General features: G+C 30.7%; 27 protein-coding genes. 19 read left to right on the forward strand and 8 right to left on the reverse strand.

Features of this window, described 5'->3' with window-relative positions; all coding sequences use genetic code 11:
- The first annotated feature begins 52 nt into the window (after nucleotides 1–52).
- The 5 genes from GQF29_RS08640 to GQF29_RS08660 all read left to right on the forward strand — a co-directional run bounded on the left by GQF29_RS08640 (nucleotide 53) and on the right by GQF29_RS08660 (nucleotide 5,438).
- Complete coding sequence (locus GQF29_RS08640) at nucleotides 53–511, forward strand: DUF1307 domain-containing protein (RefSeq protein WP_008788964.1); 459 nt, start codon at nucleotides 53–55, stop codon at nucleotides 509–511.
- Nucleotides 512–656: 145 nt separating this feature from the next.
- Entirely contained in the window at nucleotides 657–1,292 is a 636-nt protein-coding gene (locus GQF29_RS08645) for a hypothetical protein (RefSeq protein ID WP_017144003.1), read from the forward strand.
- 423 nt (nucleotides 1,293–1,715) lie between these two features.
- Nucleotides 1,716–2,837 carry an ABC transporter ATP-binding protein gene (locus GQF29_RS08650; protein ID WP_117598999.1) on the forward strand — a complete coding sequence of 374 codons (1,122 nt, stop codon included), beginning with the start codon at nucleotides 1,716–1,718 and terminating at the stop codon, nucleotides 2,835–2,837.
- A 160-nt stretch (nucleotides 2,838–2,997) separates the two neighbouring features.
- On the forward strand, nucleotides 2,998–4,401 hold the full coding sequence (locus GQF29_RS08655) for an ABC transporter permease/substrate-binding protein (protein ID WP_236916408.1): 1,404 nt from the start codon (nucleotides 2,998–3,000) through the stop codon (nucleotides 4,399–4,401).
- A 65-nt stretch (nucleotides 4,402–4,466) separates the two neighbouring features.
- Nucleotides 4,467–5,438, forward strand: coding sequence for an alpha/beta hydrolase (locus GQF29_RS08660; RefSeq protein WP_117599000.1), 972 nt, complete (start codon nucleotides 4,467–4,469; stop codon nucleotides 5,436–5,438).
- Here the strand turns inward: GQF29_RS08660 and GQF29_RS08665 are convergent.
- The 3 genes from GQF29_RS08665 to GQF29_RS08675 form a co-directional block, all read right to left on the reverse strand.
- Nucleotides 5,435–7,639, reverse strand: a complete 2,205-nt coding sequence (locus GQF29_RS08665) for a bifunctional diguanylate cyclase/phosphodiesterase (protein ID WP_117599001.1) — start codon at nucleotides 7,637–7,639, stop codon at nucleotides 5,435–5,437. The two genes, GQF29_RS08660 and GQF29_RS08665, sit on opposite strands and share 4 nt — an antisense overlap.
- 94 nt (nucleotides 7,640–7,733) lie before the next feature.
- Nucleotides 7,734–8,750 (reverse strand): M42 family metallopeptidase, encoded by a 1,017-nt coding sequence (locus GQF29_RS08670; RefSeq protein WP_054325229.1) that lies wholly within the window; start codon nucleotides 8,748–8,750, stop codon nucleotides 7,734–7,736.
- Between the two features lie 75 nt (nucleotides 8,751–8,825).
- Nucleotides 8,826–9,251, reverse strand: coding sequence for an Rrf2 family transcriptional regulator (locus GQF29_RS08675; protein ID WP_008788955.1), 426 nt, complete (start codon nucleotides 9,249–9,251; stop codon nucleotides 8,826–8,828).
- Nucleotides 9,252–9,402: 151 nt separating this feature from the next.
- On the opposite strand from GQF29_RS08675, the gene GQF29_RS08680 reads away from it, so the two are divergent.
- Complete coding sequence (locus GQF29_RS08680) at nucleotides 9,403–11,781, forward strand: YhgE/Pip domain-containing protein (protein WP_160340787.1); 2,379 nt, start codon at nucleotides 9,403–9,405, stop codon at nucleotides 11,779–11,781.
- A 27-nt stretch (nucleotides 11,782–11,808) separates the two neighbouring features.
- Here the strand turns inward: GQF29_RS08680 and GQF29_RS08685 are convergent, their stop codons facing one another.
- Entirely contained in the window at nucleotides 11,809–12,495 is a 687-nt protein-coding gene (locus GQF29_RS08685; protein WP_008788953.1) for a YjjG family noncanonical pyrimidine nucleotidase, read from the reverse strand.
- A 99-nt stretch (nucleotides 12,496–12,594) separates the two neighbouring features.
- On the opposite strand from GQF29_RS08685, the gene GQF29_RS08690 reads away from it, so the two are divergent.
- The 4 genes from GQF29_RS08690 to GQF29_RS08705 are packed head-to-tail and all read left to right on the forward strand — an operon-like array spanning nucleotide 12,595 to nucleotide 14,702.
- On the forward strand, nucleotides 12,595–13,089 hold the full coding sequence (locus tag GQF29_RS08690; RefSeq protein WP_008788952.1) for a superoxide dismutase family protein: 495 nt from the start codon (nucleotides 12,595–12,597) through the stop codon (nucleotides 13,087–13,089).
- A gap of 55 nt (nucleotides 13,090–13,144) precedes the next feature.
- Nucleotides 13,145–13,582, forward strand: coding sequence for a hypothetical protein (locus tag GQF29_RS08695; protein ID WP_008788951.1), 438 nt, complete (start codon nucleotides 13,145–13,147; stop codon nucleotides 13,580–13,582).
- Nucleotides 13,583–13,638: 56 nt separating this feature from the next.
- The gene (gene rnmV, locus GQF29_RS08700; protein ID WP_008788950.1) at nucleotides 13,639–14,166 is read left to right on the forward strand and encodes a ribonuclease M5; all 528 of its coding nucleotides are present in this window, start codon (nucleotides 13,639–13,641) and stop codon (nucleotides 14,164–14,166) included.
- Nucleotides 14,163–14,702 carry an RNA 2'-phosphotransferase gene (locus GQF29_RS08705; protein ID WP_008788949.1) on the forward strand — a complete coding sequence of 180 codons (540 nt, stop codon included), beginning with the start codon at nucleotides 14,163–14,165 and terminating at the stop codon, nucleotides 14,700–14,702. Before rnmV ends, GQF29_RS08705 begins: the two co-directional genes overlap by 4 nt.
- A gap of 31 nt (nucleotides 14,703–14,733) precedes the next feature.
- On the opposite strand, the gene GQF29_RS08710 is transcribed toward GQF29_RS08705, so the two are convergent.
- Nucleotides 14,734–15,309: a hypothetical protein gene (locus GQF29_RS08710; protein ID WP_160340788.1), complete on the reverse strand. Its 576-nt coding sequence runs from the start codon at nucleotides 15,307–15,309 to the stop codon at nucleotides 14,734–14,736.
- 313 nt (nucleotides 15,310–15,622) lie between these two features.
- Here GQF29_RS08710 and GQF29_RS08715 point away from each other — a divergent pair, with 313 nt between their 5' ends.
- A complete protein-coding gene (locus GQF29_RS08715) occupies nucleotides 15,623–16,567 on the forward strand; it encodes a PD-(D/E)XK nuclease family transposase (protein WP_160340789.1) in 945 nt (314 codons plus the stop codon).
- 101 nt (nucleotides 16,568–16,668) lie between these two features.
- On the opposite strand, the gene GQF29_RS08720 is transcribed toward GQF29_RS08715, so the two are convergent.
- From GQF29_RS08720 to GQF29_RS08730, 3 genes are all read right to left on the reverse strand, one after another.
- Entirely contained in the window at nucleotides 16,669–17,613 is a 945-nt protein-coding gene (locus GQF29_RS08720; protein ID WP_243673026.1) for an IS3 family transposase, read from the reverse strand.
- Between the two features lie 5 nt (nucleotides 17,614–17,618).
- Entirely contained in the window at nucleotides 17,619–18,026 is a 408-nt protein-coding gene (locus GQF29_RS08725; protein ID WP_054689379.1) for an HTH domain-containing protein, read from the reverse strand.
- Nucleotides 18,027–18,177: 151 nt separating this feature from the next.
- Nucleotides 18,178–18,681: a transcription repressor NadR gene (locus tag GQF29_RS08730; protein WP_017144001.1), complete on the reverse strand. Its 504-nt coding sequence runs from the start codon at nucleotides 18,679–18,681 to the stop codon at nucleotides 18,178–18,180.
- Between the two features lie 91 nt (nucleotides 18,682–18,772).
- Here GQF29_RS08730 and rsmA point away from each other — a divergent pair, with 91 nt between their 5' ends.
- The 8 genes from rsmA (at nucleotide 18,773) to GQF29_RS08770 (ending at nucleotide 26,432) form a co-directional block, all read left to right on the forward strand.
- On the forward strand, nucleotides 18,773–19,588 hold the full coding sequence (gene rsmA / locus GQF29_RS08735) for a 16S rRNA (adenine(1518)-N(6)/adenine(1519)-N(6))-dimethyltransferase RsmA (RefSeq protein WP_008788945.1): 816 nt from the start codon (nucleotides 18,773–18,775) through the stop codon (nucleotides 19,586–19,588).
- Nucleotides 19,589–19,614: 26 nt separating this feature from the next.
- Nucleotides 19,615–20,361, forward strand: coding sequence for a sporulation peptidase YabG (locus tag GQF29_RS08740; RefSeq protein WP_008788944.1), 747 nt, complete (start codon nucleotides 19,615–19,617; stop codon nucleotides 20,359–20,361).
- Nucleotides 20,362–20,366: 5 nt separating this feature from the next.
- Nucleotides 20,367–21,227: a 4-(cytidine 5'-diphospho)-2-C-methyl-D-erythritol kinase gene (ispE, locus tag GQF29_RS08745; RefSeq protein WP_054689376.1), complete on the forward strand. Its 861-nt coding sequence runs from the start codon at nucleotides 20,367–20,369 to the stop codon at nucleotides 21,225–21,227.
- A gap of 80 nt (nucleotides 21,228–21,307) precedes the next feature.
- Nucleotides 21,308–22,705 (forward strand): bifunctional UDP-N-acetylglucosamine diphosphorylase/glucosamine-1-phosphate N-acetyltransferase GlmU, encoded by a 1,398-nt coding sequence (gene glmU, locus GQF29_RS08750; RefSeq protein ID WP_160340790.1) that lies wholly within the window; start codon nucleotides 21,308–21,310, stop codon nucleotides 22,703–22,705.
- A 19-nt stretch (nucleotides 22,706–22,724) separates the two neighbouring features.
- Nucleotides 22,725–23,681, forward strand: coding sequence for a ribose-phosphate diphosphokinase (locus GQF29_RS08755; protein ID WP_008788941.1), 957 nt, complete (start codon nucleotides 22,725–22,727; stop codon nucleotides 23,679–23,681).
- A gap of 152 nt (nucleotides 23,682–23,833) precedes the next feature.
- The gene (locus tag GQF29_RS08760; protein ID WP_160340791.1) at nucleotides 23,834–24,409 is read left to right on the forward strand and encodes a bactofilin family protein; all 576 of its coding nucleotides are present in this window, start codon (nucleotides 23,834–23,836) and stop codon (nucleotides 24,407–24,409) included.
- 313 nt (nucleotides 24,410–24,722) lie between these two features.
- Complete coding sequence (locus GQF29_RS08765) at nucleotides 24,723–25,481, forward strand: TatD family hydrolase (protein ID WP_054689373.1); 759 nt, start codon at nucleotides 24,723–24,725, stop codon at nucleotides 25,479–25,481.
- A gap of 12 nt (nucleotides 25,482–25,493) precedes the next feature.
- On the forward strand, nucleotides 25,494–26,432 hold the full coding sequence (locus GQF29_RS08770; RefSeq protein ID WP_008788938.1) for a G5 domain-containing protein: 939 nt from the start codon (nucleotides 25,494–25,496) through the stop codon (nucleotides 26,430–26,432).
- The last annotated feature ends 139 nt before the right edge of the window (nucleotides 26,433–26,571 follow it).

The following is a 26,571-nucleotide window of genomic DNA, read 5'->3' on the forward strand; positions in this document are numbered from 1 at the left end:
TCAATGTGATATTATGTTATTATAAAATTACAAAATAAAGGAGAAGGATATTATGAAGAAATTATTAAAAATGGGAATCTGTATAATGATGGCTGCTGTAGTATTAAGTGGCTGTGGTGGAGGAAATTCGAAAACTGAGACAGCAGTATATGAAGGTGAGATCAATGGAGTTAAGGTTTCAAATACAATTGATTATTCAGGTGATCGTGTTTTAAAACAGACATCAGTATCTGAAATGAACTTTAAGGATTTGGGAATTACAAAAGATTTAATGGAACAAACTGTAGCACAATATAAAAAATTATATGATATCAAAGGTGTGACTTATAAAGCTGATATAACTGATGATACAATTAGTGAAACAACTGTTATTGATTATGAGAATGCGGATTTTGATGCTTTAAAAACTGCTAAATTAATTACAAGTACTAAAGAAGATGGTAAAATTCTTTATGTGAGTTATGAACAAACAGTAAAGAATTTAGAAAGTTCTGGGCTAACTAAAAAATAAAATGAAATAACTATTTTTATCCCATACCTTTGATGTTATGGGATATTTATTGTTATATAAATAAGATATTAATGTTTTCATCATTTGTTAAAGATTATCATATTATGTGAAAATATGGTATAATATGTCATTGAGGAGGGATATTATGAAAAGATTTTTAAAAGTGTGTATATGTTTGTTAATGGTTGTAGGTGTTGTTGGTTGTGGAGGAAGTGATTCTACAGAAAAACAGGAAGCAGTTGTTAAACATTTTTTTGAGTATTTTAAGGAAGCAGACATGGATAAGCTTACGACTATCTGTACTAAGGATAATCAAGATTTAAAGGACATAACAAGTATGATTTCTGGGTTAGATGCTTATCGTGATCCTAAGAAATTTGGTCAGGTTTTCGTAGATGAGACAGATTCTTTTATGAAAGAGGTATTCTCTACATTGTTTGTTTCTTATGAAATTAAAAAGGCTGAAAAGAAAGATGATAATTATACTATAACAGTTGATGCAACAATGAAAGATTATAAAGGATTCAATTTCTCAACATCTGAAATGTCTACAATTGCTGAAAAATACCAAAAGGAGCATCTTTCAGAATTACAAGAACTTTATAAATCTAAAGGGCAACAAGCCATGATAGAAAAGATTTATGCAGATATTGCTCCGCAATTATATGCAAGTATGAAAGAACAAATTAAAACCATTAAAGAATCTAAAGAAAAAATGTTATTTACTGTTGTGGCAGATGGGGATAATTGGTTGATTTCAAAAATTCAAGTTTATCAATAAAATGAGTAGAAAACATAAGTTTATTGTACTTATGTTTTTTCTTTTTTCAATAATTTTCTTTCTATTGTTTAAACAGTTATACAGAAAGTATGATGATTAATAGAATCTAGTACAATGCATCACACAACTTAGTAAAGAGGTCAATAAAATTCTATGAATGACTTTGTCGATATAAAGGAAGCCTAAAGAGAGGTTGTTAACAAAAGTTTTATTGGAAATAATCATATTTATAGAGAAATAGTTACTTGTACATAGTAAACATCTTTGTACGTTTCATATTTTTGTTTTTAATAAATAAATTTCAAGAATTTGCAAAATAAACAAATTTGAGTTATGATAAATAATATATACAATAATAATGATCAAAAATTCACAAATGAGTCACATGAAAAGTGTATAATAAAATATGAAGGGAGTGATTTGATGATAGAATTTCAGAATGTATATAAATCATTTAAAGATAAGCACGTTTTAGAAAATATATCATTTACAGTCAATGATGGGGAATTTGTTTGTATTATTGGCCCAAGTGGCTGTGGAAAAACAACCGTATTAAAAATGATTAATAAACTCATTAAGGTTTCAAAAGGAAAAATCTTAGTAAATGATATAGATATTAGTCAAGAAAACGAAATAGATTTAAGAAGAAAAATAGGTTATGTTATTCAGCAAACTGGATTATTTCCACATATGACAGTGAAAGAAAATATTGAACTTATACCTAAATTAAAAAATAAAAAAGATCCTCATATTGTTCTTAAAGTCAAAGAGGTTTTAGATATGGTTGGACTAGATCCAGATGAATATTTAGATAAATATCCTATTCAAATGAGTGGAGGACAACAACAAAGGGTAGGTGTTGCAAGAGCCTTTGCAAGTGAACCAGATATTATATTAATGGATGAACCATTTAGTGCACTCGATCCTATTACAAGAAATCAGCTTCAAGATGAGCTTTTAGCATTGCAGAATAATCTTCAGAAAACAATTGTTTTTGTGACACATGATATGGCAGAGGCTATTAAGTTAGCGGATCGTATATGTATTATGAATGATGGTAAAATCCAGCAGTTTGACACACCTGAACAAATTCTAAAACATCCAGCCAATGATTTTGTTTTAAATTTTGTTGGAAAGAAACGTATTTGGGATTCTCCTGAACTTATTAAAGCAAAAGATATTATGATTGATGAACCAATTGTTTGCCCATATACTTTAAAATGTATCAAGGCTTTAAATATTATGTTTAATTATCGTGTTGATAGTTTAATGGTTGTTGATAAAAAACATACATTTATGGGAATGGTTTATGCGGATCAAGTAGCAGATGAATCAAATAAAGGAAAAAGAGTAGATGAGATTATGCAAACGGATTGTGTAACTGCTCAGTCTGATGATTCAATAGTTGATATTTTAAATATTGCGAGACAAAAAAATAAATATACGATTCCAGTTGTAGATGATGGGCATTTGGTTGGTTTAATTACAAAGAGTACATTAGTTACAACTCTATCAAAGAAGTATGATGAAAGTGAGGGAGAATAATGACTGGATTTATTAATTATTTTATCCAAAACATTTCAACTATCTTAGGGTTGTTTGTAGAGCATGTCCAATTAACAGTGCTAGCTATTATCATATCAATAGTTGTAGGGATACCCTTAGGTATACCATTACTTATTTTAAACCATCTAAAAAGCCAGTTATGGCTATAGCAAATTTAATTCAGGCAATTCCATCAATGGCATTATTAGGGTTTATGATTCCATTATTAGGGATAGGAACAAAACCGGCAATTGTTATGGTGATTTTATATTCATTATTGCCAATTATAAAAAATACTGTTGCTGGTCTTGATAGTATTAACGAAGAAACATTAGAAGCTGCCAAAGGAATTGGATTAACAAGATTACAGGTTTTATATAAAGTTCAGATTCCATTAGCAGCTCCGGTTATTATGGCTGGAGTTAGAATTAGTGCTGTGAGTTCTGTTGGACTTATGACACTTGCTGCATTTATTGGTGCAGGTGGCTTAGGATATCTTGTTTATGCTGGTATTCGAACAACAAATACAGATCAAATTTTAGCTGGTGCTATTCCTGCCTGCATATTAGCGTTATTAATAGATTATATTTTCTCTATTTTAGAACGATTAGTGACACCTAAGAGTTTCCAATTAGCTAAACCAAGGTCAGTTTTTAAAGGAATTGTTGATAAGACTATCATTGTGTTAACATGTCTTGGATTAGCAGGAAGTTTTGTTTATACAAATATGGGAAATAGTAATAGTAGTAAAAAAATAAAAATAGGAAGTATGGATTTTTCTGAACAAGAAACATTAAACTATATGTTAAAATATTTAATTGAAGGTAATAGTGATGTTGAAGTTGAACAAGCACTCTCGTTAGGCTCTAGTTCGATAGTTCTAGATGCTATTAAGGGTGGCGATATTGATATGTATATAGACTATACAGGAACAATCTATGGTAGTATCTTAGGACTTGAGCCTAATAGTGATGTTGATGAAGTTTATAAGACTGTTAAAGAAGAATTTCAATCACAATTTCATTTAACAGTATTAGATGCACTTGGCTTCAATAACACGTATACTCTTGCCATAGATAAAGACTTGGCGAAAAAGTATAATATTGAAACTATAAGTGATTTATGTAAAGTTTCTAAGCAACTGACTTTCTCACCAACGTTAACTTTCATGGAAAGAAAGGATTGCTGGTTAGGATTGCAAAAATCATATCCAATTCAATTTAAGAATATTATACCTATTGATGGTTCTCCTAGATATACTGCTCTTACAAGCCATGAGTGTGATGTTATTGATGCGTATTCAACAGATGGATTATTAAAGAAATTTGATTTAAAGGTTTTAAAAGATGATCGCTCATTCTTTTTACCATATCATGCAATCCCAATTATCAATGAAAGAATTGAAAAAGAATTTCCAGAAATTATTCCTATTGTCAATCAATTACAAAAATATCTAAATGAAGATGTTATGGTTGACTTAAATTATCGTGTTGATGAATTAAAAGAAAAACCAAAAGATGTTGCTAAAGAATTCTTAGTTCAACATCAACTGATTAAAGAGTAGAAATCATAATCTACTCTTTTTCTTGATAATTATCATGAGATTATATAAAATGATTCAAAAGGAGTATGAGAATTGTGAAAAAGAAATTACCACTTATTATATTTATAATCTTTTGTGTTGTCTTAAGTCTTAGTTATGGAATTGGAAGTTATTTTGTAAATTATGCATTAGCACCTCATATCACAAATGAAGAAGTTCAAGAGAAAATAAATGAGAGTGAGCTTAATCAAGAAGAATTGATGATTTATAAAAATAGTCTCAAAGAAACACAAAAAGGGTTAGAATTTCAAAAGAAGACAAAACCAATGAATGTGTCAAGTTTTGATCATATTCTTTTACAATCACAATACTATCAAAATAAAGATGTTCACAATTGGGTTATTGTTATTCATGGTTATCAATCTCAGAATACTGAAATGATGTCATATGGTGCTAGATATGCTGAGGCTGGTTGGAATGTCCTTTTGCCAGATAATCGTGCGCATGGTAAGAGTCAGGGAGATTATATTGGTATGGGATGGTTAGATAAAGAGGATATTGCTTCATGGGTACGATGGATAGTCAAACGTGATTCGCAGGCACAAATTGTTTTACATGGTGTTTCTATGGGTGGTGCTACAGCAATGATGTGTTCAGGGGATCAGTTAGAACATGTCATTGGATATATTGAGGATTGTGGTTATACAAGTGTGTGGGATATTTTTGCAAGTGAATTAAAGAATCAATTCTCATTGCCAACTTTTCCAATTTTAGATATTTCTAATATTGTAGCTGAAATGAAAGCTGGATATAATTTTAAGGATGCATCTAGTATAGAGCAGGTTAAGAAGTCGAAACAACCAATATTATTTATTCATGGTGGTCAAGATGATTTTGTTCCAACAGAAATGGTTTATAAATGCTATGACGCTGCAACTTGTGAAAAGGATTTATTTGTTGTTGATAAGGCAGGTCATGCTGAGGCTCGAAATTATAATCCCAAGAATTATTGGAATAAGGTATTTTCTTTTATAAATGAAAAAATGCTGACAAACTAGTCAGCATTTTTGATAAACAAATCTTCAAATTCCTGAATTGGCATGGGCTTGTAGTAATAATATCCTTGAATATAATTACAATGATGCTTTACTAAGAAATCTTTTTGTTCTTGTGTCTCAACACCTTCCGCTACAACAACAATATTTAATTTATGACATAATTCAATAACTTCTTCTATAATAATATGACTTCTTAAATAAGTTGATGATGTTGTTTTAAAGAATTCCTGATCGATTTTTACAACATCAATAGGGAAATCCTTTAACATGTTTAATGATGAATAACCACTTCCAAAATCATCTAAAGCAACTCTGATTTCATGTTTACGTAGTTTATTTAAGATATCAATTAATTCACTTTTGTGATTTAAAGCAGTTGTTTCAGTAATTTCGACTTCAATTTGACTTGGGTGGATATCATGCCTAAGAACCAGTTGAATAAACTGATCAATAAATCCCTCATTAAATAAATATGTTCTTGAAACATTTACTGAAATACCAATATCTTTATGATAATTATGACGCCAATGCTCTAAAGTTCGTAGTATCTGTTGAAAAACATATACATCTAATGACTCTAGCATTCCATTTTTTTCAAAGATTGGAATAAACACTCCTGGAGAAATTAAACCATGCTCAGCATTCTGCCATCTGACAAGTGCTTCACCAGTTAATACATTACCTGTTTTGATATCAACTTTTGGTTGAATATATACTTTAAAATCTTGATTTTCTAAAGCATTAAGAAAATCTTTTTCTATTTGTTGATCATGTAAATCTTTTTGGAAAACATCTTCTTGATAAAGAATGACATCATCTTGTGATAATTGCTTAAAATCATTTTTAATATATTGAGTTTTTTGAAAAGCAACTTTTATATCAATATCTTTATCAATAATTTCATAAACCCCAAAATGAAAATAAAATTGTGAAGTCGCCTGGAGCTTATTAAATTCATAACGAATCTGATCTGCTAAATTAAATAATCTCTCTCTTAATTTATCAGGATTATTCTTTTTGAATAGAATAGCAAAGTGATCATCTTTCTGACGACAGCATAGTTCATCCATATGACATTTATTATCTATACATTTCATAATTGTCATTAATAAATTGTTTGCAATATCTTCACCATAGATTTCATTAAACCATTTAAATCCTTTAATATCACAATTGATAAGGACATATTGATCTAAATGTGAATTATTTTTACAAAGTTCAATAAACTTATTAAAGTTATAATGCTGAGTTAGTGAATCTTCAAATGCTAATTTTGTAAGCTGAAGTTTATTTTTCTTTTGGATAAAGTAAGTATAACTTAATAGAAAAGCACTTCCTAAACCAATGAGTAACCATGTAATAAAAGCTGTTATAATTAAATTTTGTATTCTATCAGTGACAACTTCTTGAGGGAAAACTGAAGCTACTAACCAGTCGTTATTTTTAATATTGGCATATGTAAAGTAATTATGAGAATTGTTATGATCAGTAAAACTTATAATTCCAGAACCTTGTTTATCAATACTTTCAATCTTAATATCTTTTTGTTGGGACAAATCTTGAATAGTTTTTATATTCTTAACATCTTCTGCTTGTGTAGATAAAAGAATAATGTCTCCTGATTCATTAAATATAAATGAATATCCAGTATTGTTAAAAGAGGCATTGTCTAGTGTCTTCGATAATTTAACGGTATCATAAGTTGCAAAAAACACACCATTTATCTGATCATCTTTATTATATAAAGGAACGGAATAAACAATAATCTGTTCACCATCTACAAAATCTTTCATACTATTTGATTTAACTTTTTCACCATGAAGTGATTTTTGGAAATAGTCTCGATCTTTGATGTTAAAAACTTGTTGATCAGATGTTCTAACATTACCAGCAAGATCAGCAATGCCAAAACGCTTAATGTTACTTTCAATAGCAAGTTCATTGAGATAATCTAGTAATTTTTTTTCAACTGTATTATTGGTATGAATCATTAAAGCAATTGTATCTAGCTGAGTAATATTTTCATTCATTCTGTTATTGATTGATGATGCAGTTTGGATAGCTATTTCCTTGAGGAACTCGTTAGTTTCATCATATAGATTACGTGATAAATTGTTTGTATAAAGAGTTGCTAAAAAACTAAATATAACAAGTGAAATAATTGTTATAATAATAGACTTCTTCATTAATGGATTTCGCACAATATCACCAGCCTTTTCCTCTATTATATAAAATTATATTTATAAAAGCACGAACAAATATACAAAAAAAGAAAACTCTTTCAAACTGAAAGAGTTATTGGATATAAGCAAGGATAAGTTTTAAGGTGTTTTCAACAGCTTGAATATGTGTTCTTTCCATACCATGTGAAGCACCTACACCAGGTCCAATGAGAGCACCTTTGATATTATTTCCACCACGCAATGCCGCTGAGACATCACTGCTATAGAATGGATAAATATCAACTGCATATTGTAATTGATGTTTTTTGGCGAGCTCAATGAGTCTTGTTGTCATATCATAATCATATGGACCACTTCCATCTTTTGCACAGATACTAACATCATATTCACTACAAGCAAGATCTAAACCAATACATCCCATATCAACAGCAATCAGTTCACTAATATATTCTGGAACATAACTGCTTCCATGACCAACTTCTTCAAAGGTTGAAATCATTAACACGAGATTATGTAGCGGTTTTATTTTTTCTTGAGATAATGTTTTTAACATACCAAATAAGATTGCAACACTCATTTTATCATCTAAGAAACGTGACTTGATAAAACCAGAATCAGTGATTGTTGTTTTTGTATCAATTGCAATATAATCTCCATTTTGAATACCTAATTTTTCAACATCCTCTTTTGATTTGACAATTTCATCAATGCGTATATGCATTGTATCACAAGATCTTTCTAAAGATTTTGCATCTTTAAAAACATGAACAGCAGGCGAATTAGAAAGAATAGTGCCTGTGTAAATCTGTTGTTCTCTTGTTATAATCTTGCAATATTCACCATCTAATGTTGGAACAAGGGGTCCACCTACATTTGTAAAAGCCAAAGTTCCATCATTTCGAATGCTTCTAACCATTAAACCTAATGTATCTACATGAGCACAAAATCCAACTGTATAATCATCTTTCCCATCAACAAAAATTTCTAAATTACCTTTATTTGTTCTCTTTGTTTGAAAACCTAATTGATGAGCCTCTTTTTCACAATAAGTTATAACATTTTTAGTATAGCCAGAAGGGCTATCAATTGCCATAATATCCTCTAATATTTGTAATATATAATTATTCATTGTCTTATTCCTCCATACTATGCATATAATCATATCATATTTATTGCATTAAAAAAGAAGAAAAATGAATTTCTTCTAAATTGAATGTGCAGCACTTAAGATATGATCTAATGTAATCTCACGAAGTTTCGCTTTATATTGTTCTTCTGCTTTATTCAAGTGATCCACAATAACTGCTTCCGTTTCTTTTACCTTTAAAGAGGGATCAAAAACCTTTTCTACAAGATGAGTTGTTTCAACAAACTTCTCTTTCCCTTCAATAGCTTCAAAAATATCAAAGAAAGAAATATCTTCTAATCTCTTCTTTAATACAAATCCACCTAATTTACTTGCTTTTGAAGTAATCAGTCCTGCAACAACAAGTTGTCTTGTCACTTTTTTCAAATAAGAGTCAGATACATCTAATTTATCACTTAACTCATGACTTTTGATAGGAGATTCACTTGCTCCAATTAATAGTAGTATACATATTGCCTGCTCAAAACTTTGCCTTATCTTCATACTCTCTCCACCTTCTTCTTTATTTTAACAAAAAAAACATATTTTGTATCTAAAAGAGTTGACTTTTCATATCAATTTACTATAATACTCTATAGACATTATATATCCATAGATATTAAATGTCTATAGAAAAAAAGAAAGAAGGATTTTTATGGTGAAACAAGAATGGAAAAATATTTTCCATAATACTTGGATCAAAGTTGTTATGGTAGCTATTATTGCTATACCAAGTCTTTATGCCTGTATTTTCCTAGGTTCTATGTGGGATCCTTATGGGAATTCAGGGGCGATTCCTGTAGCAGTCGTTAATGAAGATAAAGAAGTTATTTACAATGATGCAAGTCTCGCTGTTGGAGAAGAACTTGTTAAGAATCTCAAGGACAATGACTCTATGGAATTTCATTTTGTGAATGCGTCTGATGCATTGAAAGGATTAGAAGATAGTCAATATTATATGATTATCACAATTCCAAATGATTTTTCTAAAAATGCCACAACACTTTTAGATAAGCAACCACAAAAAATGGTCTTGAATTATACAACAAATCCAGGAACCAACTATATTGCTTCAAAAATGGATGATTCAGCAATTGCAAAGATTAAAGCAGAAGTTTCTTCATCGGTCACAAAAACATATGCAGAATCGATTTTTAAACAAATTTCAGTTTTATCTAATGGATTGGGAGAAGCAAGTGATGGGACAAATCAATTAACTGATGGTGTTGATCAATTGCGTGATGGAAATAAAACAATTTCTGATAACCTAAAAGTTTTAGCATCAAGTTCATTAACGTTTCAAGATGGTGCATCAACTCTTACAAAAGGCTTGAAAGATTATACTGATGGTATTATCACTGTAAATAATGGTGTCTATACATTGAAAAATGGTTTAGACACATTAAATGATTCAACTGGTGTATTAGCAACAGGAGTCAATCGTTTGAATCAAGGTGCAAAGGAATTACAGACAGGTGTGAATCAATATACAGCAGGAGCCCAACAGGCTTATGAAGGTACACAACAATTGATTGGAAATAACCAAGTATTACAAAAAGGAACAGAATTACTTGGTCAGGCAACTCAAACATTATCTGCTGGAGTGAATGATTTAGAAAGTAAAGTATCAGCTGCACAGACGAGTTTGTCAAGCTACCTTGAACTCTATAATACACTTAAGAGTAGCAATCTTGCTTTAGCAAATAGTTTGAAAGATTCTGGTTTAGATGCAGCAACTGTAAGTTCAATAACTGGTGGGAAAGTCACAACTGAACTGCCATCTTTTGAGAAGATGTTACTCCAAATGAATGATAGTGTAAGTGAACTGAACACCGCTGTGAAGACTCAACTGAAACCAGGAACTCAAGAACTCAATGCAAAAGTTAATGGTGGCAGTTATACAACTCTTAATTCACAACATCAACCTGTTCAAGTGACTGTTGATCAAAAACAAAGTCTTGTTTATGGTGTTAAAAGTTATTTAGCAGGAGCATCACAAATAAATAATGGATTAAAGGATTTAACAGCAAACAACCAATTTTTGACCAAAGGTAGCCAAGAATTGGCTGAAGGAACAGAGTTACTTGTTAAGCAAACACCAACATTAATGAGTGGTGTCAAAGCATTAGACTCTGGTGCTTCAGATTTATATAAAGGGACATCAGCTTTAGTTTCTAATAACTCTACAATATTAAATGGGTCAAAAGCTTTGTCAACTGGTGCTAATCAAATCAGTAGTGGTGCTAATCAATTAGCTGATGGGTCTCATACACTAGGGACAGGTTTAAATACTGTTAAAACGGGTGTATCAACTTTAAACACAAGTTTAAAGGATGGTGCTGATAAAAGCAAGATGACAACAACAGATTCAACATTTGATATGATGGCTTCACCTGTTGATACAACTCATAATGAGATATCGACTGTTGAAAATAACGGACATGCTATGGCACCTTATATGATGAGTGTAGCTCTTTATGTTGCTGGATTAGCATTTACACTTATGTATCCAGTCTTAGAAGGTGCAAAAGAAGCTGAATCAGGATGGAAATATTGGTTATCAAAAGCAACTGTCATGTTTACTATCTCGACAATTGCAGCTATAGTTATGATCAGTTGTTTAAGAATCTTCAATGGATTTGAACCACAACAACTAATGCAGACTTATTTATTTGCAATCCTTGTATCTGCAGCCTTTATGGCATTAATTGTTTTATTAAATGTAACTACAGGATATATAGGAGAATTTTTATTACTTGTCTTTATGATTATTAACTTGGGTGGTTCAGCAGGAACATATCCATTAGAAACATCTGCTGGATTCTTTAAGGCTATTCATAATTTTGTTCCTTACACATATAGTGTCAATGGGTTCAGAAAAGTGATTAGTATGGCTAATGCTTCTCTTACAACAGAAGTTATAGTCTTTGTTGGAATTTTAATTGGATGCTCAGTTTTAACAATTTTGTATTATCATTTTAAGAAAAATAGAGAAAAGCATCTTATTCCTCAAGCATTTGAAAAACATGAATAGTAAATAATCCGGATCATAAGGTCCGGATTATTTTAGTATATCATATAATTCTCTTAAATCTCTGATGGAATAAGTTGGAATGATATCTGTTGTATGATTCGTATGGGCTGTATGAATCCAACAGGTATCTATGCCAGCATTAATGCCTCCTAATATGTCACTTGATAATGAATCTCCTATGATTAATGTCTTTTTAAGCTGAAAATCAGATATTCTTGCAAAACAATAATCAAAATATTCTTTCATTGGTTTTTGATAACCAATATCCTCTGATACAAATATATTGATAAAATATTTATCTATATGACTTTTATATAAACGATTGTATTGAGTTTTTGAAACACCATTCGTTACAATATAAAGATCATAGTACTTAGATAAATGTTCTAATACATCTCTTGTATGAGGAAGTAAAAATGCTCCTTTGCCAAGTTCATTTTGATAATCATCTTCAAATGCAATTCCATCAAGTTGAATATCTAATTTTTGAAAAAGTTTAACAAAACGTGTATAAAGAACAGTTTTTTTGTCAATAATACCATTTTCAAACTGTTTCCATAATTCAGCATTTATTTTTTCATATAATTCTTTAATATCTTCATTGAAAAAAAGATGATATTTTTGAAAAGTCTTTATTAATGCTTGACGCTCTGATTCATTAAAGTCCAATAATGTTCCATCAGCATCAAACAACAATGTAGTGTATTTAGACATATAACTCCTCCATTCTTCTCTTATTATATATGATTTTATATATGTTTAAAACTGGTTCTTTTTTTACTATATAAATCATATAGTAGGTTGGTGATAAAAATGGAAATAAAACCTACTTCAACAACAACACGTATTTTAACAACAGTTATTAATGAAAAACCAATGACTTTTGCTTATGTTATAGGAGAAGACATATCAGGAACAGTATGTTTTTATCCTTATCAAGGTGGAACTATTATGATATATGAAATTAATGGTTTACCAAAAAGTTCAAAAGATACTGGCGGTATTTATGCATTTCATATTCATGAAGGAAATACATGTATAAATGATACAAAGGTTCCTTATGAGAAAACGAAAGGACATTTCAATCCAAATCAAACACAACATCCTTATCATCTTGGTGATTTACCACCTTTATTTGCAACAAAAGGAATGGCATGGGGAATGATTTATATAGATAAATTTAAGCCACAGGATATTGTGAATAGAACACTTGTTATTCATGAGCATCCTGATGATTTTCATACGCAGCCTTCTGGAAATTCTGGCGGTAAAATTGCTTGTGGTGAAATCAAATTTTTTTCAAAATAAGAGTATAATCTCCAAATATTTGTACATGATATAAGTATATGGAGGTAAGAAAAAAATGAAAAAATTAATGATGGTAATGATGTGTGTTACATTATTAGCTGGTTGTGGGAATGACGATAAGAAAAACAACAATGATAACAATACTGCTAATAACAACAATGTAACTGATACAAATGACAACAAAACAAATACTAATGATAATTGGTTTGATCGTTTTGAATCTGATTTAAAAGGAAAGAATGTCAACTATTCAAATAAAACTTCTTTAGATGCGACAACAATTGGTGGTGCTGAAGGTTATCGTTATGCGACTGAAAATGGTAATATTGATGTTTATCGTTTTGAAGATGGTGATGAATTGAATAGAATTATGAAAGAAAAGAAAATTCGTATGAATGATAAAGATTCAAATGTAGAAGTGAATGATCATTATGTTATTGTTTCTGATGGTTTATCAGATGATATCATGAATGTTTTTAGAGGTTTAAAATAAGAAAGCGAGGGCTTTCTTTTTTTTGACTTTCTCGTTATAATAAGTTTGGTGATGATATGAAAACAATAAAAGAAGTTGTTATTGTTGAAGGAAAAACAGATACAGCAACAATTCAAAAATTATTTGATGTTCAAACAATTGAAACACATGGTTTAGCTATTGATGATGCAGTTCTTGATTTAATTGAGCAAGCGCAAAAATCTAGAGGTGTTATAGTCCTTACAGATCCTGACTATCCAGGCATGCAAATTAGAAACAAGATTATGCAAAGAGTACCAGAAGCTAAACATGCTTTTGTAAATAAAAAAGATGCAATTGGTGACAAGAAGTTAGGAATTGCTGAAGCACGAGAAGAAGCAATAATTAGTGCTCTAGAAAATCTTGTGACTTTTTCTAATGATCAAGAAACCATTTCTTGGAAAGAATTTATATCATTAGATATCATTGGTGATAAGGCAAGACGTTTACAGATTTATGACTTATTTCATCTGGGCTATGGAAATGCCAAAACATTGTTTAAAAGACTTAATCTTGCACGTATCACAAAACAAGATATTTTGAATAAACTGGGTGAGTCAAAATGAATTATGTTCAATTGGGTAAAGAAATATCTTATGTTTTAAGACATCATCCTGAAAAATATAATCTTGATATTGATAATGAAGGATGGGTTGATGTAGGTGATTTGTTAAATGCTCTTGAGAGTCGATTTGGATTATTAAAAGAAGAGGATATTGTAGCACTTATGCAACAGTCTGAGAAAGAAAGATATGAACTGAAAAATCATAGAATAAGAGCTTATTATGGACATTCTTTTTCAAAGAAAATTATGAAACAAAGGAACATCCCTCCAAAAGTATTGTATCATGGTACAGCAAGAAGATTTGTATCCTCTATTTTGACAACTGGTCTTCAACCTATGAGTAGACAGTATGTCCATTTATCACAGGATGTAGAAACGGCGAAACAAGTTGGAATGCGTCATGATACTCAACCTGTTATTCTTATGATTAACGCCCAATCTGCTTTTCAAGATGGTGTCGCATTTTATTTAGGTAATGAAAAAGTATGGTTATCAGAAACCATACCCCCACAATATATTGAAGAAAGAAAGCAGTAGAAATCAATATTCTGATACCTACTGCTTTTTATTATGCATTTTTAATTAAATATACATTTTTAACATTAGAAATATTTGCAATACTAGAATTTTTGCTCAGTACCTTCCATGTCACTAATGAAATCATAAAATCAACAGAACTATGAATGATTGTACCTAAACCAACAAGTCCAAAGACCATATAACAGAATGTTTGCATATCCATACCAGTACCCCAATAGAATGGAACGACAACAATCATTTCACCAATTGCATGTAATAAGGCAATACATAAGTTAAAGAGAATTGATTTTTCAGGTGATTGAAAAGTTTCTGGATGTTTTTGTACATACAAAGATCCTACAAGAGCCCAAACAACATGTGTTAAAGCGCGAAGAACAACTACAAATGGGAAACCTGCGATTAAGAACCCTAGCGTTGTTCCTAAAGCTACTGCAGCAGCGACAGAAGGTGAAATAAACAAAGCAAGCATAACTGCAACGTGTGATGCTAATGTAAATGACATTGGACCAACAATTACCTTAGGCATAAATAATGGAATGACTGTTCCAACGGCAATTAAAATAGCTGAAAGTGTTAGTGTGTATATTTTTTTATGTGTATTCATAAAACCTCTCCCTTATATTTATTTACATGTGTCATGACACATGTTATGACTTATTATATTCATAAATATCTTGATGTCAATAAATAATTAAAAAATATATCTTTATTAAATAATAGTATAAAATGAGTTTACCTCTTTGATATTCTTTCAAAGAAAATGACTATAGTTTTTATTTGCTTATTGCATATATTTGTTATACGAAGTATAATGTATTTATAAAAGTTGAAAAAAGTGTAAATAAAAAAAGAAAAATGGACTTCTTTTTATGAATATAGAAGTAGGAGGGTTTTTCTCCTGGAAAGAAGGTATTCATATGGATGAACAGGTTATTTCTTTTTGTACTGATTATTTTTTTCACTATCTTTTGATTCACAGTCCGATGGTGCGATTATGCATTGCTGAGCATTTATCGGGATTGGAATTGAAAACTGTTGATGTTATCAATTCTGAGAGGTATCCCTCTCATAAGGATGGCAAGAAATATGTCCTGGATATTACACTCAAGGATCATTTAGGAAATCTCTATAACATTGAGATGCAGAATGGCTATATCTCAGCAGCAGAGCTGGCGAGGTTTCAGATTTATACAATGAGTATGATAGATCTGCAGATACAGGAGGGAGTACAGTATCAGGATATGAGAAAGGTTCATTCTCTTATTATCTATACGGGAAATCCGATAAGGAATTTTGAACATCTCTGGCATGAGGTAGAACTGATTGATGGGAAGTATGAGAAGGAACTGTATAATGGACTGATTGTGATGAGTTTTTTACAGACTAAGAAAATGGAGGAGGTAAGTATGGAATTGGCAAGAAGTGATTTTTATCAGTTAATGAGATTGTTTGAGCAGGAGGATAATCATAAGGAGGAACAGACAAGTGAGGTAGCAAAGGAAGCAGTGGAACTCTATGATAGGTTTATCTCATTAGAGGAGTATATCTATTATAAAGCGATACAAAGGGATAGACTATGGGCAGAATCTAAGATAGGTGAGGGAACAAGAAAAGGGTTTGAACAAGGGCTTGAAAAAGGGCTTGAACAAGGAATTGAACAAGGAATTGAAAAGGGAATTGAACAAGGTAAAAGAGAAGAAAATTTGAAAAGAGCATGTCAGTTAGTTAAGAAGAAATACAGAGTAGACAACTTAGAATGGTTAAAAACATGCTCATCTCAACAATTAGATTATTTATTTGATATGATTATTAATGATATTGATTATATTCGTTTTCAAGAAAAAGTTTTAAAGCACAAATAAATTTATAGAAAAAGAAGATCTAAAATTTAAACTATACCCTATGTCAAGGACACATAAATAAAAAGGGTGTATAAGTCATGAATGAAAATTCATGGCTTTTTCTATGCATATATAATTTGTGATTTGATATAAGTTGATGGTAATAATAAGTGTCTTCTCTTAGTTAGGTACCTATCATATTCATATGGTGTCATTCTATTGAGTGACCATTGCGGTCTGTCATAATTGTAATATTTTATATATTCAATAATTGTATTCACTAATTTCTCATAACTTGTACATTTATGTAATTCACTTTCTGTTTTTAATATAGCGAAAAATGATTCTTGTGGCGCATTATCCCAACAGTTCCCTCTTCTTGACATTGATTGGGTTATCCCATTTCCTTTTAATAGTTCCTGATATGCAATGCTTGTATAATGAACTCCTTGATCTGAATGGATAATGACATTTAAATCTAATTCTCCTTTATAGAAATCTAGGATTTCATTTACTGTATTGATAACGAATCTTAAATCCAGTGTTAATGATAATTGCCATGATAAGATCATCCTGGTAGATGCATCTTTAATGACTGATAGATAAGCTCTCTTACCATTCGCATATGTAAGATAAGTAATATCTGTTAACAATACTTTCTTAGACTTGCCTTGTAAAAAATCTCTATTTATTACATTCTTATATATTCGATGACTCTGTTGAGCTTTTATCATTGCTTTTATTGGATTCCTTTTTCTTAGAGGACAAACAAGATTATATTTTTTCATTAACCTACGGATCTTCTTAAGATTCATAATAATTCCATAATCTCTCTCTATACGCATCCTGATTTGTTTTGCACCTTTTTTCCATGATTTATATTCATATGCTGCTTTAATCATTTGGAAATCAAAATGATCTTGCAGCTCCTTAGATGAAGGATATTTTAATCTTTTTACATATGCATAATATCCTGAGCGTGATACATGCGCTATTTGACACATATACTGAATATCCAATCTTCCCTTTAATGACATCTCATAAATAATCTTAAATCTTTCTTGCACTGGAACTATTGGTATTTCTTTTCCAGTGCTTCTAGCTTTTTTAGAAATTCAATCTCCTGTTTTTGATATTCTAATTGATCCTTTAAGTATTTAATTTCTTCTTCAGGTGAATCAAAAGTTAATTTCTTTGGTCTGCCTACATGCCTGCCCTTTTTTCTATCAAATCCTTCTTCACGTTGTGCTTGTATTCTTATACGATGAGCCAACTGATCAACTCTTCTTTTTCCCAATGTTCTATAATTAATTCCTAGTTGAGATAATGCATGAGATGGTCCAATCCCATCAAGTAATAATCCATAAAATTTTTGTTTGAATTCCTTAGTAAAAGTAATATTAGCTTTTGTGATACTTTTAATATACTTATTTTTTTTGAATTCATCTATTTGTTCATCAGTAAAATAATTTCTTCCCATTTTTAACACATCCTTTCTTTAAGTATACAAAAATACCCTATAGATGACACGCTTTTTTATTTCGTGTCCATTCTATAGGGTATAGTTTAATTTAAGATCTTCTTTTAAATAAATATTATCAAACTAGGGAGAACTGTTATCTTAGAGTTTGTTATTTTGTAAAGAGATAACCTTTTTTATGAAGCGAGTCAATTATTCTTTGATAAGTATCTTCATTTTGACATTCGATAGTATGAAGATGTAAACCATCTGTTAATTGGCTTAATGGTTTAGCTTTTTCATGACTTACTTTTTTAAGAAATTGATCAATATCATAGCGAGATGAAAGATGCAATTTACCAGTCAGTTGACCATAAATAGGATGATCAACAATGACATCAACAACAGATCCTCCTAAATCAACAATTGTATAGAGTTCATCAGCTAGGGCATCTTTAGAATGTTTAACAGCAATTGTATACGTAGTCGCTTGACTTTGGTGATCTAAAATATAGCCACGTGGTGTTGCAGCAATACAAAAACCACTTGCTCTTAAAAGAGCAACATCACCAACAATTATCTGGCGACTGACACCTAACATAGTTGCTAATTTACTTGCTGATATTGGTTTATTACTTTTTTTAATCTCTTCAATAATTTTTTCTCTTCGATCCATATTCAACACCTCTTATTGCATTATAAATCAAATTGTAACAAAAATAAATGAGTTCTTAGTGATTTATGCTATAATATAAAAAGGTGATTGTATGAAGGATATAGCAAAAAAATCAAATACACAATATTTATTAGATAAATACAAACTTCAAGCATCAAAAAAATTTGGTCAAAATTTCCTAATTGATTTAAATACAATTAAAAGAATTGTTGCGACAACTCACATTGATAAAGAAACATGTGTTATTGAAATTGGGCCAGGAATTGGTGCTTTAAGCGAGCAATTGGCATATCATGCTGGATATGTAAGATGTTATGAAATTGATACAAGATTAAAAGATCTTTTAAAAGAGTCTTTAGGTGAATTTACAAATATAGAAGTTGTTTTTCAAGATTTTTTGACTGTTGATTTAAAGAAAATTGTTGAAGAATTAAAGCAGACATATTCAAAAGTATGCATTATTGCCAATCTTCCATATTATATTACATCAGATATCTTAGAACATATTATATGTTCTCAAGCATCTTTATCAAGTATTCATGCTATGGTACAAAAAGAAGTCGCTTTAAAGCTGACAGATACACAATATCACAGTCCTTTAACATTTATGATTGAAAGTATAGGAACAATTTCTTTAGATATGCACGTTTCTAGAAATGTTTTTTCACCTGCACCAAGAGTTGATAGTGCAATTATAGCCATACATATTCATAAAGAATATAATATCTTGTTAACCCATTTATTGAAACAGGCGTTTACTCAAAAAAGAAAAACAATCTATAATAATCTTAAAGTTATATTTGGTACAAATACAAAATATATTTTAGAACAATGTCAAATAAAAGAAAACAAGAGACCAGAAGAATTAAAGATAGAAGATTATTTAAAACTCACAAAATATTTATAATAACCATATATTAATATGGTGAGATTATGAAAATAGGAGATTATGTAGTAAGAAAGAAGTATAAACGAGATATACTTTTTGAAATATTTGATATAAAAGAAAATATCTGTTATTTACGAGGGGTTGAATTACGTTTAATAGCAGATAGTGATTTAGAAGATTTAGAATTAAGTGAAGTGCAGCCACATTCTGAAGATAAATTCACAATTGAAAGACAACCTATGATTAGAGGAAAGGTTTTACATCTTGATGGTGATGAAAAATATCTTAACATGTGTGAAAGAAAATACAAAGAGTTAAAAATCAGAGCAAATTGTTATTATATGAAAGAAAGTCAAATGAAGGATTATGTATATGAATTATTAGAAAAGCACAAGCCACAGATTTTAGTTATTACTGGACATGATGCTTTAAGAAAAGAGAGAGATAAAGGGGAAGCTGAAAATTATCAACACTCTCTTGATTATGCTGAAACAATAAGAAATGCAAGATTGTATGAAGATGATAAGGATGCTCTTATTATTATTGCAGGAGCATGTCAATCTTATTATGAAATGTTATTAGCAAGTGGGGCAAACTTCGCTTCAAGTCCAAAGCGTATCAATATACATGCTTTAGATCCTGTTTATGTAGCCAGTTTAGTTGCCAATGAAAGTGTCCGAAACTATTGTGATATAGAAGACATCATTAGCCATACTTCACATAAACAAAGTGGTATTGGAGGTATTGATACAAAGGGAGTTGCTAGAAAAATATATCCAACGAAAGGATGAGAGTCATGAAAATCAGAGCATATGCAAAAATTAATTTAGCACTGGATGTTGTAAGTAAAAGAGTAGATGGATATCACGAATTAGATATGATTATGGCACCTATTACTTTACATGATCTTATTTACATTGATCGTATTGAAAAAGGCATAGAAATTACATCTAATAATTATCGCATGCCAACTGATGAACGTAATATTATGTATCAGGTAGCAAAAATATTGATTGACCGCTATCATATCCAGTTTGGAGTAAAGATTCATATCTTTAAACATATTCCAACACAAGCTGGTTTAGCTGGTGGAAGTGCTGATGGAGCTGCTGTTTTAAAGGCTATGAATCAAATGTTTCGTTTGAATTTATCTTTAGAAACATTGGCTCATATAGGTAAAGAAGTAGGTGCAGATATTCCGTTTTGTATTTATGAGCAAATAGCTCTTGTGAGAGGTATTGGTGAAAAACTAGAATTTATTCATAGTCAATTGAATTGTCATCTTTTACTGGTGAAACCTAAAAAAGGTGTTCCAACAAAAAAATCATTTGGAATGTTAGATTTAACAAAAGCTGAACATCCATCAATACTCAAGATGAAAGAAGCTATTGAAGAAAATAATTTTCCATTAGTTGTTGAAAGCTTAGGAAATACATTAGAGGCTCCTTCCATTGATATGGTAGAAGATATTAAAAAAATTAAATCAGAAATGCTGGATTTAGGATTTGCTGGAGCTTTAATGTCAGGGAGTGGTTCTTGCGTTTTTGGATTAACTTTGGATGAAGAAATACTAGAAAAAGGGTATGAATATTTTAAAAATAAATATAATTTTGTAAGAAAAACCCGAATCTTACAAAAAGAGGTAGAAAAATATTGAAAATAAGGTAAGTATTTCTTCTTTCCTCTTTTTTTTTAATTGAATTTTTGTTAGAATAGTGGCGTTAAGGAGAGAGTGAAATGAAAGTTTATGCTGTCGTTTTAGCGGCTGGTAAAGGGACTCGTATGAAGTCTGAGAAACCAAAAGTCGTGCATGAGGTTTTATACAAACCAATGATTAATCATGTAGTAGATGAATTAAAAGCCTTAGGTGTAGATGAAATTATTGTTGTTGTCGGACATGAAGCTAAACAGGTAGAAGATATTGTTGATGGTGTAACGTTTGTATATCAAGACCAACAATTAGGAACTGGACATGCTGTATTACAAGCTAAAGATGTGTTGGCTGACAAAGAAGGAATGACTTTGGTTTTATGTGGAGATGCTCCATTAGTTCGTAAAGAAACATTAAAAGAATTAATTAATTATCATCAAGAAAACCAAAATAAGGCAACTTTAATGAGTGCTGATTGTGATACATCAACACACTATGGTAGAGTTATTAAGATTGATGGACAAGTCAAAGGTATTGTAGAGTATAAAGATTTACAGGATTCTCAGAAAGATATTACTGAGATGAATACAAGTGAATATTGTTTTGATAATCAAGCTTTATTTGCTGCTTTGGCTAAGGTAACAAATGATAACGCTCAAAAAGAGTATTATTTGACTGATGTCATTGGAATTATGAATGAAGATAACTTAAAGGTAGATGCTTATAAGATTGATGATTTCAATGAGGTTGGTGGAATTAATGACCGTGTTGCATTAGCAGAAGCAACTCAAATCTTAAGAGATCGTATTAACAAAGAACATTTATTAAACGGTGTTAATATTATTGATCCCCAAAATACCTATATTGGAAGGGATGTTGTCATTGGAATAGATACAACAATTGAACCAGGTTGTATTATTAAGGGAAATACAGTTATAGGAAATAATTGTCATATTGGACCATACTGTGAATTTACAAATATGGAAATCAAAGATAATGTTGAAATTAAATTCTCTGTATTAAGTGACTCCATTATTGAATGTGGTGTTGATATTGGTCCTTATTCTAGATTGAGAACAAACTGTCATATTAAAGAGAATGCACATTTAGGAAATTTTGTTGAAATGAAAAAGGCTATCTTCGGGAAAGGAAGTAAAGCGTCTCATTTGACTTATGTAGGTGATGCAGAAGTTGGAGAAGATGTTAACTTTGGTTGTGGAACAATTACTTCTAATTATGATGGCAAAAATAAGTCATTGACAAAAATAGAAGATAATGTCTTTATTGGATGTAATACAAACTTAGTCGCACCAGTTACAGTGAGAAGGAATGCATATATTGCAGCTGGATCAACAATAACTAAGGAAGTAGAAGAAGATGCTTTAGCTATAGCAAGAGCCCGTCAAGTGAACAAAGAGGGTTATAGCAAAATATTAAAAGAAATTAGAGAACAAGAATACGCAAAAAGAAACAAGAAAAAATAAGGAGAAAAAGAGGTAAAAAATGAAAAACAACATTACTGTATTTGCTTTATCATCAAGTAAAGATTTAGCAAAATCTATCGCAGAACAATTAGGAACAACAGTGGGAAAATGTGATGTTCATCATTTTGCAGATGGTGAGATCTTAGTTGAAATTGGAGAATCAGTCAGAGGAAAAGATGTCTTTATTGTTCAATCAACTTCGAATCCAGTTACAGAAAACTTAATGGAAATCTTAGTCTTAGCCGATGCATTAAAAAGAGCATCAGCTAAAGAAGTGACAGCAATTATGCCATACTTTGGATACGCTAGACAAGATAGAAAAGCAAAGCCTAGACAACCAATTACATCTCGTTTAGTCGCTGATTTGTTAACAGTGGCTGGAGTAACGAGAGTTGTCACAATTGATTTACATGCTGCTCAAATACAAGGATTCTTTGATATCCCTGTAGATGAAATGCAAGCCTTACCTCTTATCTGTAAATACTTTAAAAATAAAAATATTGAAGATTTATGCATTGTCTCTCCAGATCATGGGGGGGCTACACGTGCAAGAAAGATGTCTGAATTGCTTGATTGTCCAATTGCAATCATTGATAAAAGAAGACCTAAGCCTAATATTGCTGAAGTTATGGGAATTATTGGTGATGTATCAGGAAAGAATTGTATTTTAATTGATGATATGATTGATACAGCTGGAACAATTGTTGCTGGTGCTTCTGTATTGAAAGAAAAAGGGGCTAAGGATGTTTATATAGCATGTACACATGGTGTTTTATCAGGACCAGCTATACAAAGATTAAATGATTGTGTTGCTAAAGAGGTTGTGATTACAGATACAATTGCCATTCCAGAAGATAAGGAATTTGATAAACTTGTTCAAATTAGTGTTGCTGAGCTATTAGCACATACGATTGAAAGTATCGAGAATAATTTACCAGTAAGTGATGTATTTACTCAATTTGATTTTAAAGGTTAGTATAAAATAAGGAGGTTATCTGTTGTGATAACCTTTTTTTGTTAATAAGATACAGTATTTGACAGATTTCATTGAAACAAATAGAGTTTTATATTATAATAGTACTATAAGGTACAAGGTATTGAGTTTGAGATAAGAAGGAGTAAATTGAGATGGACAAAAAAAGTAGTTTTAAAAATAAAATATTAGATAGATACTTTGAGGTTGTTGAGGATGAAGTGATAACAGAATCTTCAATAACCTCACCAGTTGATAATATGGAACAAAGTGAAGTTAGAGTAGAAACAGCTTCTGTAACAGATGAAGTTTCAGTTGTTAAAACACCAACAATTATTTCTTCTGAAACAGTTCTTCAAGGTAATGTTAATGGTAGTAACGATTTAGAAGTTTGTGGACAAATTATTGGTGACATTACTGTGGAGGGCATGGTTAAGGTCTTAAGTGGGGCTGTTACTGGAAATATCAAGGCAACAAAGATCTTTATTAAAGATAGTATTATTGATGGAAATATTGACAGTGATAGTATGATTGATATTATTGGTAAGAGTGAAATTAAAGGGAATATCAAAGGTGGAGATATTGTTATTAATGGTAGATGTAAAGGAAATATTGTTGCCTCTGAACATTTGAAACTTTTAGAAAGGGCAATGATTAGGGGAGATCTTCAAACAAAATTAATTAGGATTGAGGATGGAGCAATTCTTGAAGGTTACTTGAAAATGATTTAATATATGATGAGCCAATCAGGCTCTTTTTTTGTTTAATATGTGATTTTTATGTATTCTATTTGACAAAAAATCACATAATATAGATATGAATACTGTGATTCAGCAGAATATCTACTATCTCGTCTATAATACCTAGAGATATGGAATATGTGGAAAAGATATGATAATAATTTGTTAATTTTACAAATAAATATATTGCTTATATGCGAAAGTAAGCAAATTATGTCGATGAAAAGCCATATTTTTTATAAGCAGTTATTTAGAAATTTGACAAAGTTATTAAATTTTGATATGATGCCGTAGGGTGAAAAAAATGTACTTCAATACACATACTCATTTAAACAGTAAAGAATTATATTCACAAAGAGATATATTCATTAAACGTGCATTGGATAACAATGTAGATTATATTGTTGTTGCTGGATACGATTTACCATCATCAAAATATGCAGTAGAGATTGCACAAGAGTATCCGTTTATCTATGCAACAGTAGGTATTAGTCCTAATGATTGCTTAGAAACTACAGATGCTGATTTGAATGAAATTGAAGCATTATTACAAAACCCTTGTGTTGTAGCCTTAGGCGAAATTGGGCTTGATTATTATTGGGAAGATGTTCCTCATGATAAACAAAAAGATATCTTTCAAAAACAGATTGATATTGCAAAAAAACATGATAAACCTATTGTTATTCATGCAAGAGACGCCTATGAAGATACTTATCGTATTTTAAAGCAGGCAGCACACCGTGGCATTATGCATTGTTATAGTGGATCAGTAGAAATGGCGAAGAGATATATAGAGATTGGTTTTGAAATCTCATTAGCTGGACCAGTGACATTTAAGAATGCAAGAGTTCCAAAAGAAGTTGCTACGGTTATTGGTATTGATCATTTAATGATCGAAACAGACTGTCCTTATTTAGCACCTCACCCATTTCGAGGGAAGTTGAATGAGCCAGCAAATGTTGTGTATATTGCCCAGGAAATAGCAAAGCTAAAGAACATGGAGATAGAAGACGTTGCTAGAATCACAACATTTAATGCCAAAAGAATGTTTGGGATTAAATAAGGAGGATATTTTATGTTAAAGAAAGCTAAAGAAATCATTGTCTCGGCGGACAGCCGAACAAAGGGAATTTTAGCAGTGGCATGTGTATACTTTGTTGTTATGTTGACAACAGTATCATCAGGAGCCGTTAATCAAATTATGAATTTTATTCCAACTGTTGATATCAAATTACAAGATGGTATCAATGATGAAAAAGATTATCTCGTTAAACAAGATACAGTAACGAATGTATTGGAAGAACTTAGTGTTGAATTAGGAAAAAATGATTCTTTAAATAAAGATAAAGATTATATTGTTCAACAAAATGATTTCATCCAAATTACAAGAGTAGAAACAAAAACATTAACAAAAGTAGAAAATCTCAAGTACTCAACAGTTACAAAGGGTTCAGGAAACTGGACAAGAACTGTCGAACAAGAAGGAAAAGATGGTAAGATAAATAGAACATATTTAGTCACTTATGCCAATGGTAAAGAAACTGCAAGAAAAGTTATTAAGGAAGAGATACTTGAGAAACCGGTTGATAAAGTGATCAGATATGGAGGAATTGATGAGGGAACAACGTTCACTGGTCGATTAACAACATATGGTGGAGATTGTAATGGTTGTGGAGGAAACAGTTCATCAGGTGTTAAATTATCACCAACATCAGGTGTTAATAATTCACATTCACCATACTTGACTTATAAAGGTCGTAAATATTATTGCTTAGCTGCAGATAGGTCTATCCCATTTGGGACTGTTATTAAGATTTCAAACCATAATTTAAATACTGATAGTACAATTTATGGTATTGTGGTTGATCGTGGAGGAGCAATTAAAGGTAATAAAGTTGATATCTTTAAAGGCAGTGAAGGATCAGGAGCCAAGTATTTTGGTGGTGGAACTTCTACGAATACAAAATTTGAAATCGTTTCTGTAGGAAGCGGTAGAGCATATTTTTGGAGATAAAGAAGGATAGGATAATCAGTTGATTATTCTATCTTTTTTTGAAAGAGTTGACATTTAGAAGTTCGAGATGTATGATAATGTTGACATGACATCATTACAATACTTGAAAAGAATAGAGAGTAAAGAGTTAGGAGAAGAA

This window comes from Coprobacillus cateniformis, assembly GCF_009767585.1.
GTDB lineage: Bacteria > Bacillota_I > Bacilli_A > Erysipelotrichales > Coprobacillaceae > Coprobacillus > Coprobacillus cateniformis.

Bases quoted from the DNA above. Each gene is read 5' to 3' on its own strand.
- GQF29_RS08640 (WP_008788964.1), top strand. From the start codon at position 53: ATGAAGAAATTATTAAAAATGGGAATCTGTATAATGATGGCTGCTGTA.
- GQF29_RS08645 (WP_017144003.1), top strand. From the start codon at position 657: ATGAAAAGATTTTTAAAAGTGTGTATATGTTTGTTAATGGTTGTAGGT.
- GQF29_RS08650 (WP_117598999.1), top strand. From the start codon at position 1,716: ATGATAGAATTTCAGAATGTATATAAATCATTTAAAGATAAGCACGTT.
- GQF29_RS08655 (WP_236916408.1), top strand. From the start codon at position 2,998: ATGGCTATAGCAAATTTAATTCAGGCAATTCCATCAATGGCATTATTA.
- GQF29_RS08660 (WP_117599000.1), top strand. From the start codon at position 4,467: ATGAGAATTGTGAAAAAGAAATTACCACTTATTATATTTATAATCTTT.
- GQF29_RS08670 (WP_054325229.1), bottom strand. From the start codon at position 8,750: ATGAATAATTATATATTACAAATATTAGAGGATATTATGGCAATTGAT.
- GQF29_RS08675 (WP_008788955.1), bottom strand. From the start codon at position 9,251: ATGAAGATAAGGCAAAGTTTTGAGCAGGCAATATGTATACTACTATTA.
- GQF29_RS08680 (WP_160340787.1), top strand. From the start codon at position 9,403: ATGGTGAAACAAGAATGGAAAAATATTTTCCATAATACTTGGATCAAA.
- GQF29_RS08685 (WP_008788953.1), bottom strand. From the start codon at position 12,495: ATGTCTAAATACACTACATTGTTGTTTGATGCTGATGGAACATTATTG.
- GQF29_RS08690 (WP_008788952.1), top strand. From the start codon at position 12,595: ATGGAAATAAAACCTACTTCAACAACAACACGTATTTTAACAACAGTT.
- GQF29_RS08695 (WP_008788951.1), top strand. From the start codon at position 13,145: ATGAAAAAATTAATGATGGTAATGATGTGTGTTACATTATTAGCTGGT.
- rnmV (WP_008788950.1), top strand. From the start codon at position 13,639: ATGAAAACAATAAAAGAAGTTGTTATTGTTGAAGGAAAAACAGATACA.
- GQF29_RS08705 (WP_008788949.1), top strand. From the start codon at position 14,163: ATGAATTATGTTCAATTGGGTAAAGAAATATCTTATGTTTTAAGACAT.
- GQF29_RS08710 (WP_160340788.1), bottom strand. From the start codon at position 15,309: ATGAATACACATAAAAAAATATACACACTAACACTTTCAGCTATTTTA.
- GQF29_RS08715 (WP_160340789.1), top strand. From the start codon at position 15,623: ATGGATGAACAGGTTATTTCTTTTTGTACTGATTATTTTTTTCACTAT.
- GQF29_RS08725 (WP_054689379.1), bottom strand. From the start codon at position 18,026: ATGGGAAGAAATTATTTTACTGATGAACAAATAGATGAATTCAAAAAA.
- GQF29_RS08730 (WP_017144001.1), bottom strand. From the start codon at position 18,681: ATGGATCGAAGAGAAAAAATTATTGAAGAGATTAAAAAAAGTAATAAA.
- rsmA (WP_008788945.1), top strand. From the start codon at position 18,773: ATGAAGGATATAGCAAAAAAATCAAATACACAATATTTATTAGATAAA.
- GQF29_RS08740 (WP_008788944.1), top strand. From the start codon at position 19,615: ATGAAAATAGGAGATTATGTAGTAAGAAAGAAGTATAAACGAGATATA.
- ispE (WP_054689376.1), top strand. From the start codon at position 20,367: ATGAAAATCAGAGCATATGCAAAAATTAATTTAGCACTGGATGTTGTA.
- glmU (WP_160340790.1), top strand. From the start codon at position 21,308: ATGAAAGTTTATGCTGTCGTTTTAGCGGCTGGTAAAGGGACTCGTATG.
- GQF29_RS08755 (WP_008788941.1), top strand. From the start codon at position 22,725: ATGAAAAACAACATTACTGTATTTGCTTTATCATCAAGTAAAGATTTA.
- GQF29_RS08760 (WP_160340791.1), top strand. From the start codon at position 23,834: ATGGACAAAAAAAGTAGTTTTAAAAATAAAATATTAGATAGATACTTT.
- GQF29_RS08765 (WP_054689373.1), top strand. From the start codon at position 24,723: ATGTACTTCAATACACATACTCATTTAAACAGTAAAGAATTATATTCA.
- GQF29_RS08770 (WP_008788938.1), top strand. From the start codon at position 25,494: ATGTTAAAGAAAGCTAAAGAAATCATTGTCTCGGCGGACAGCCGAACA.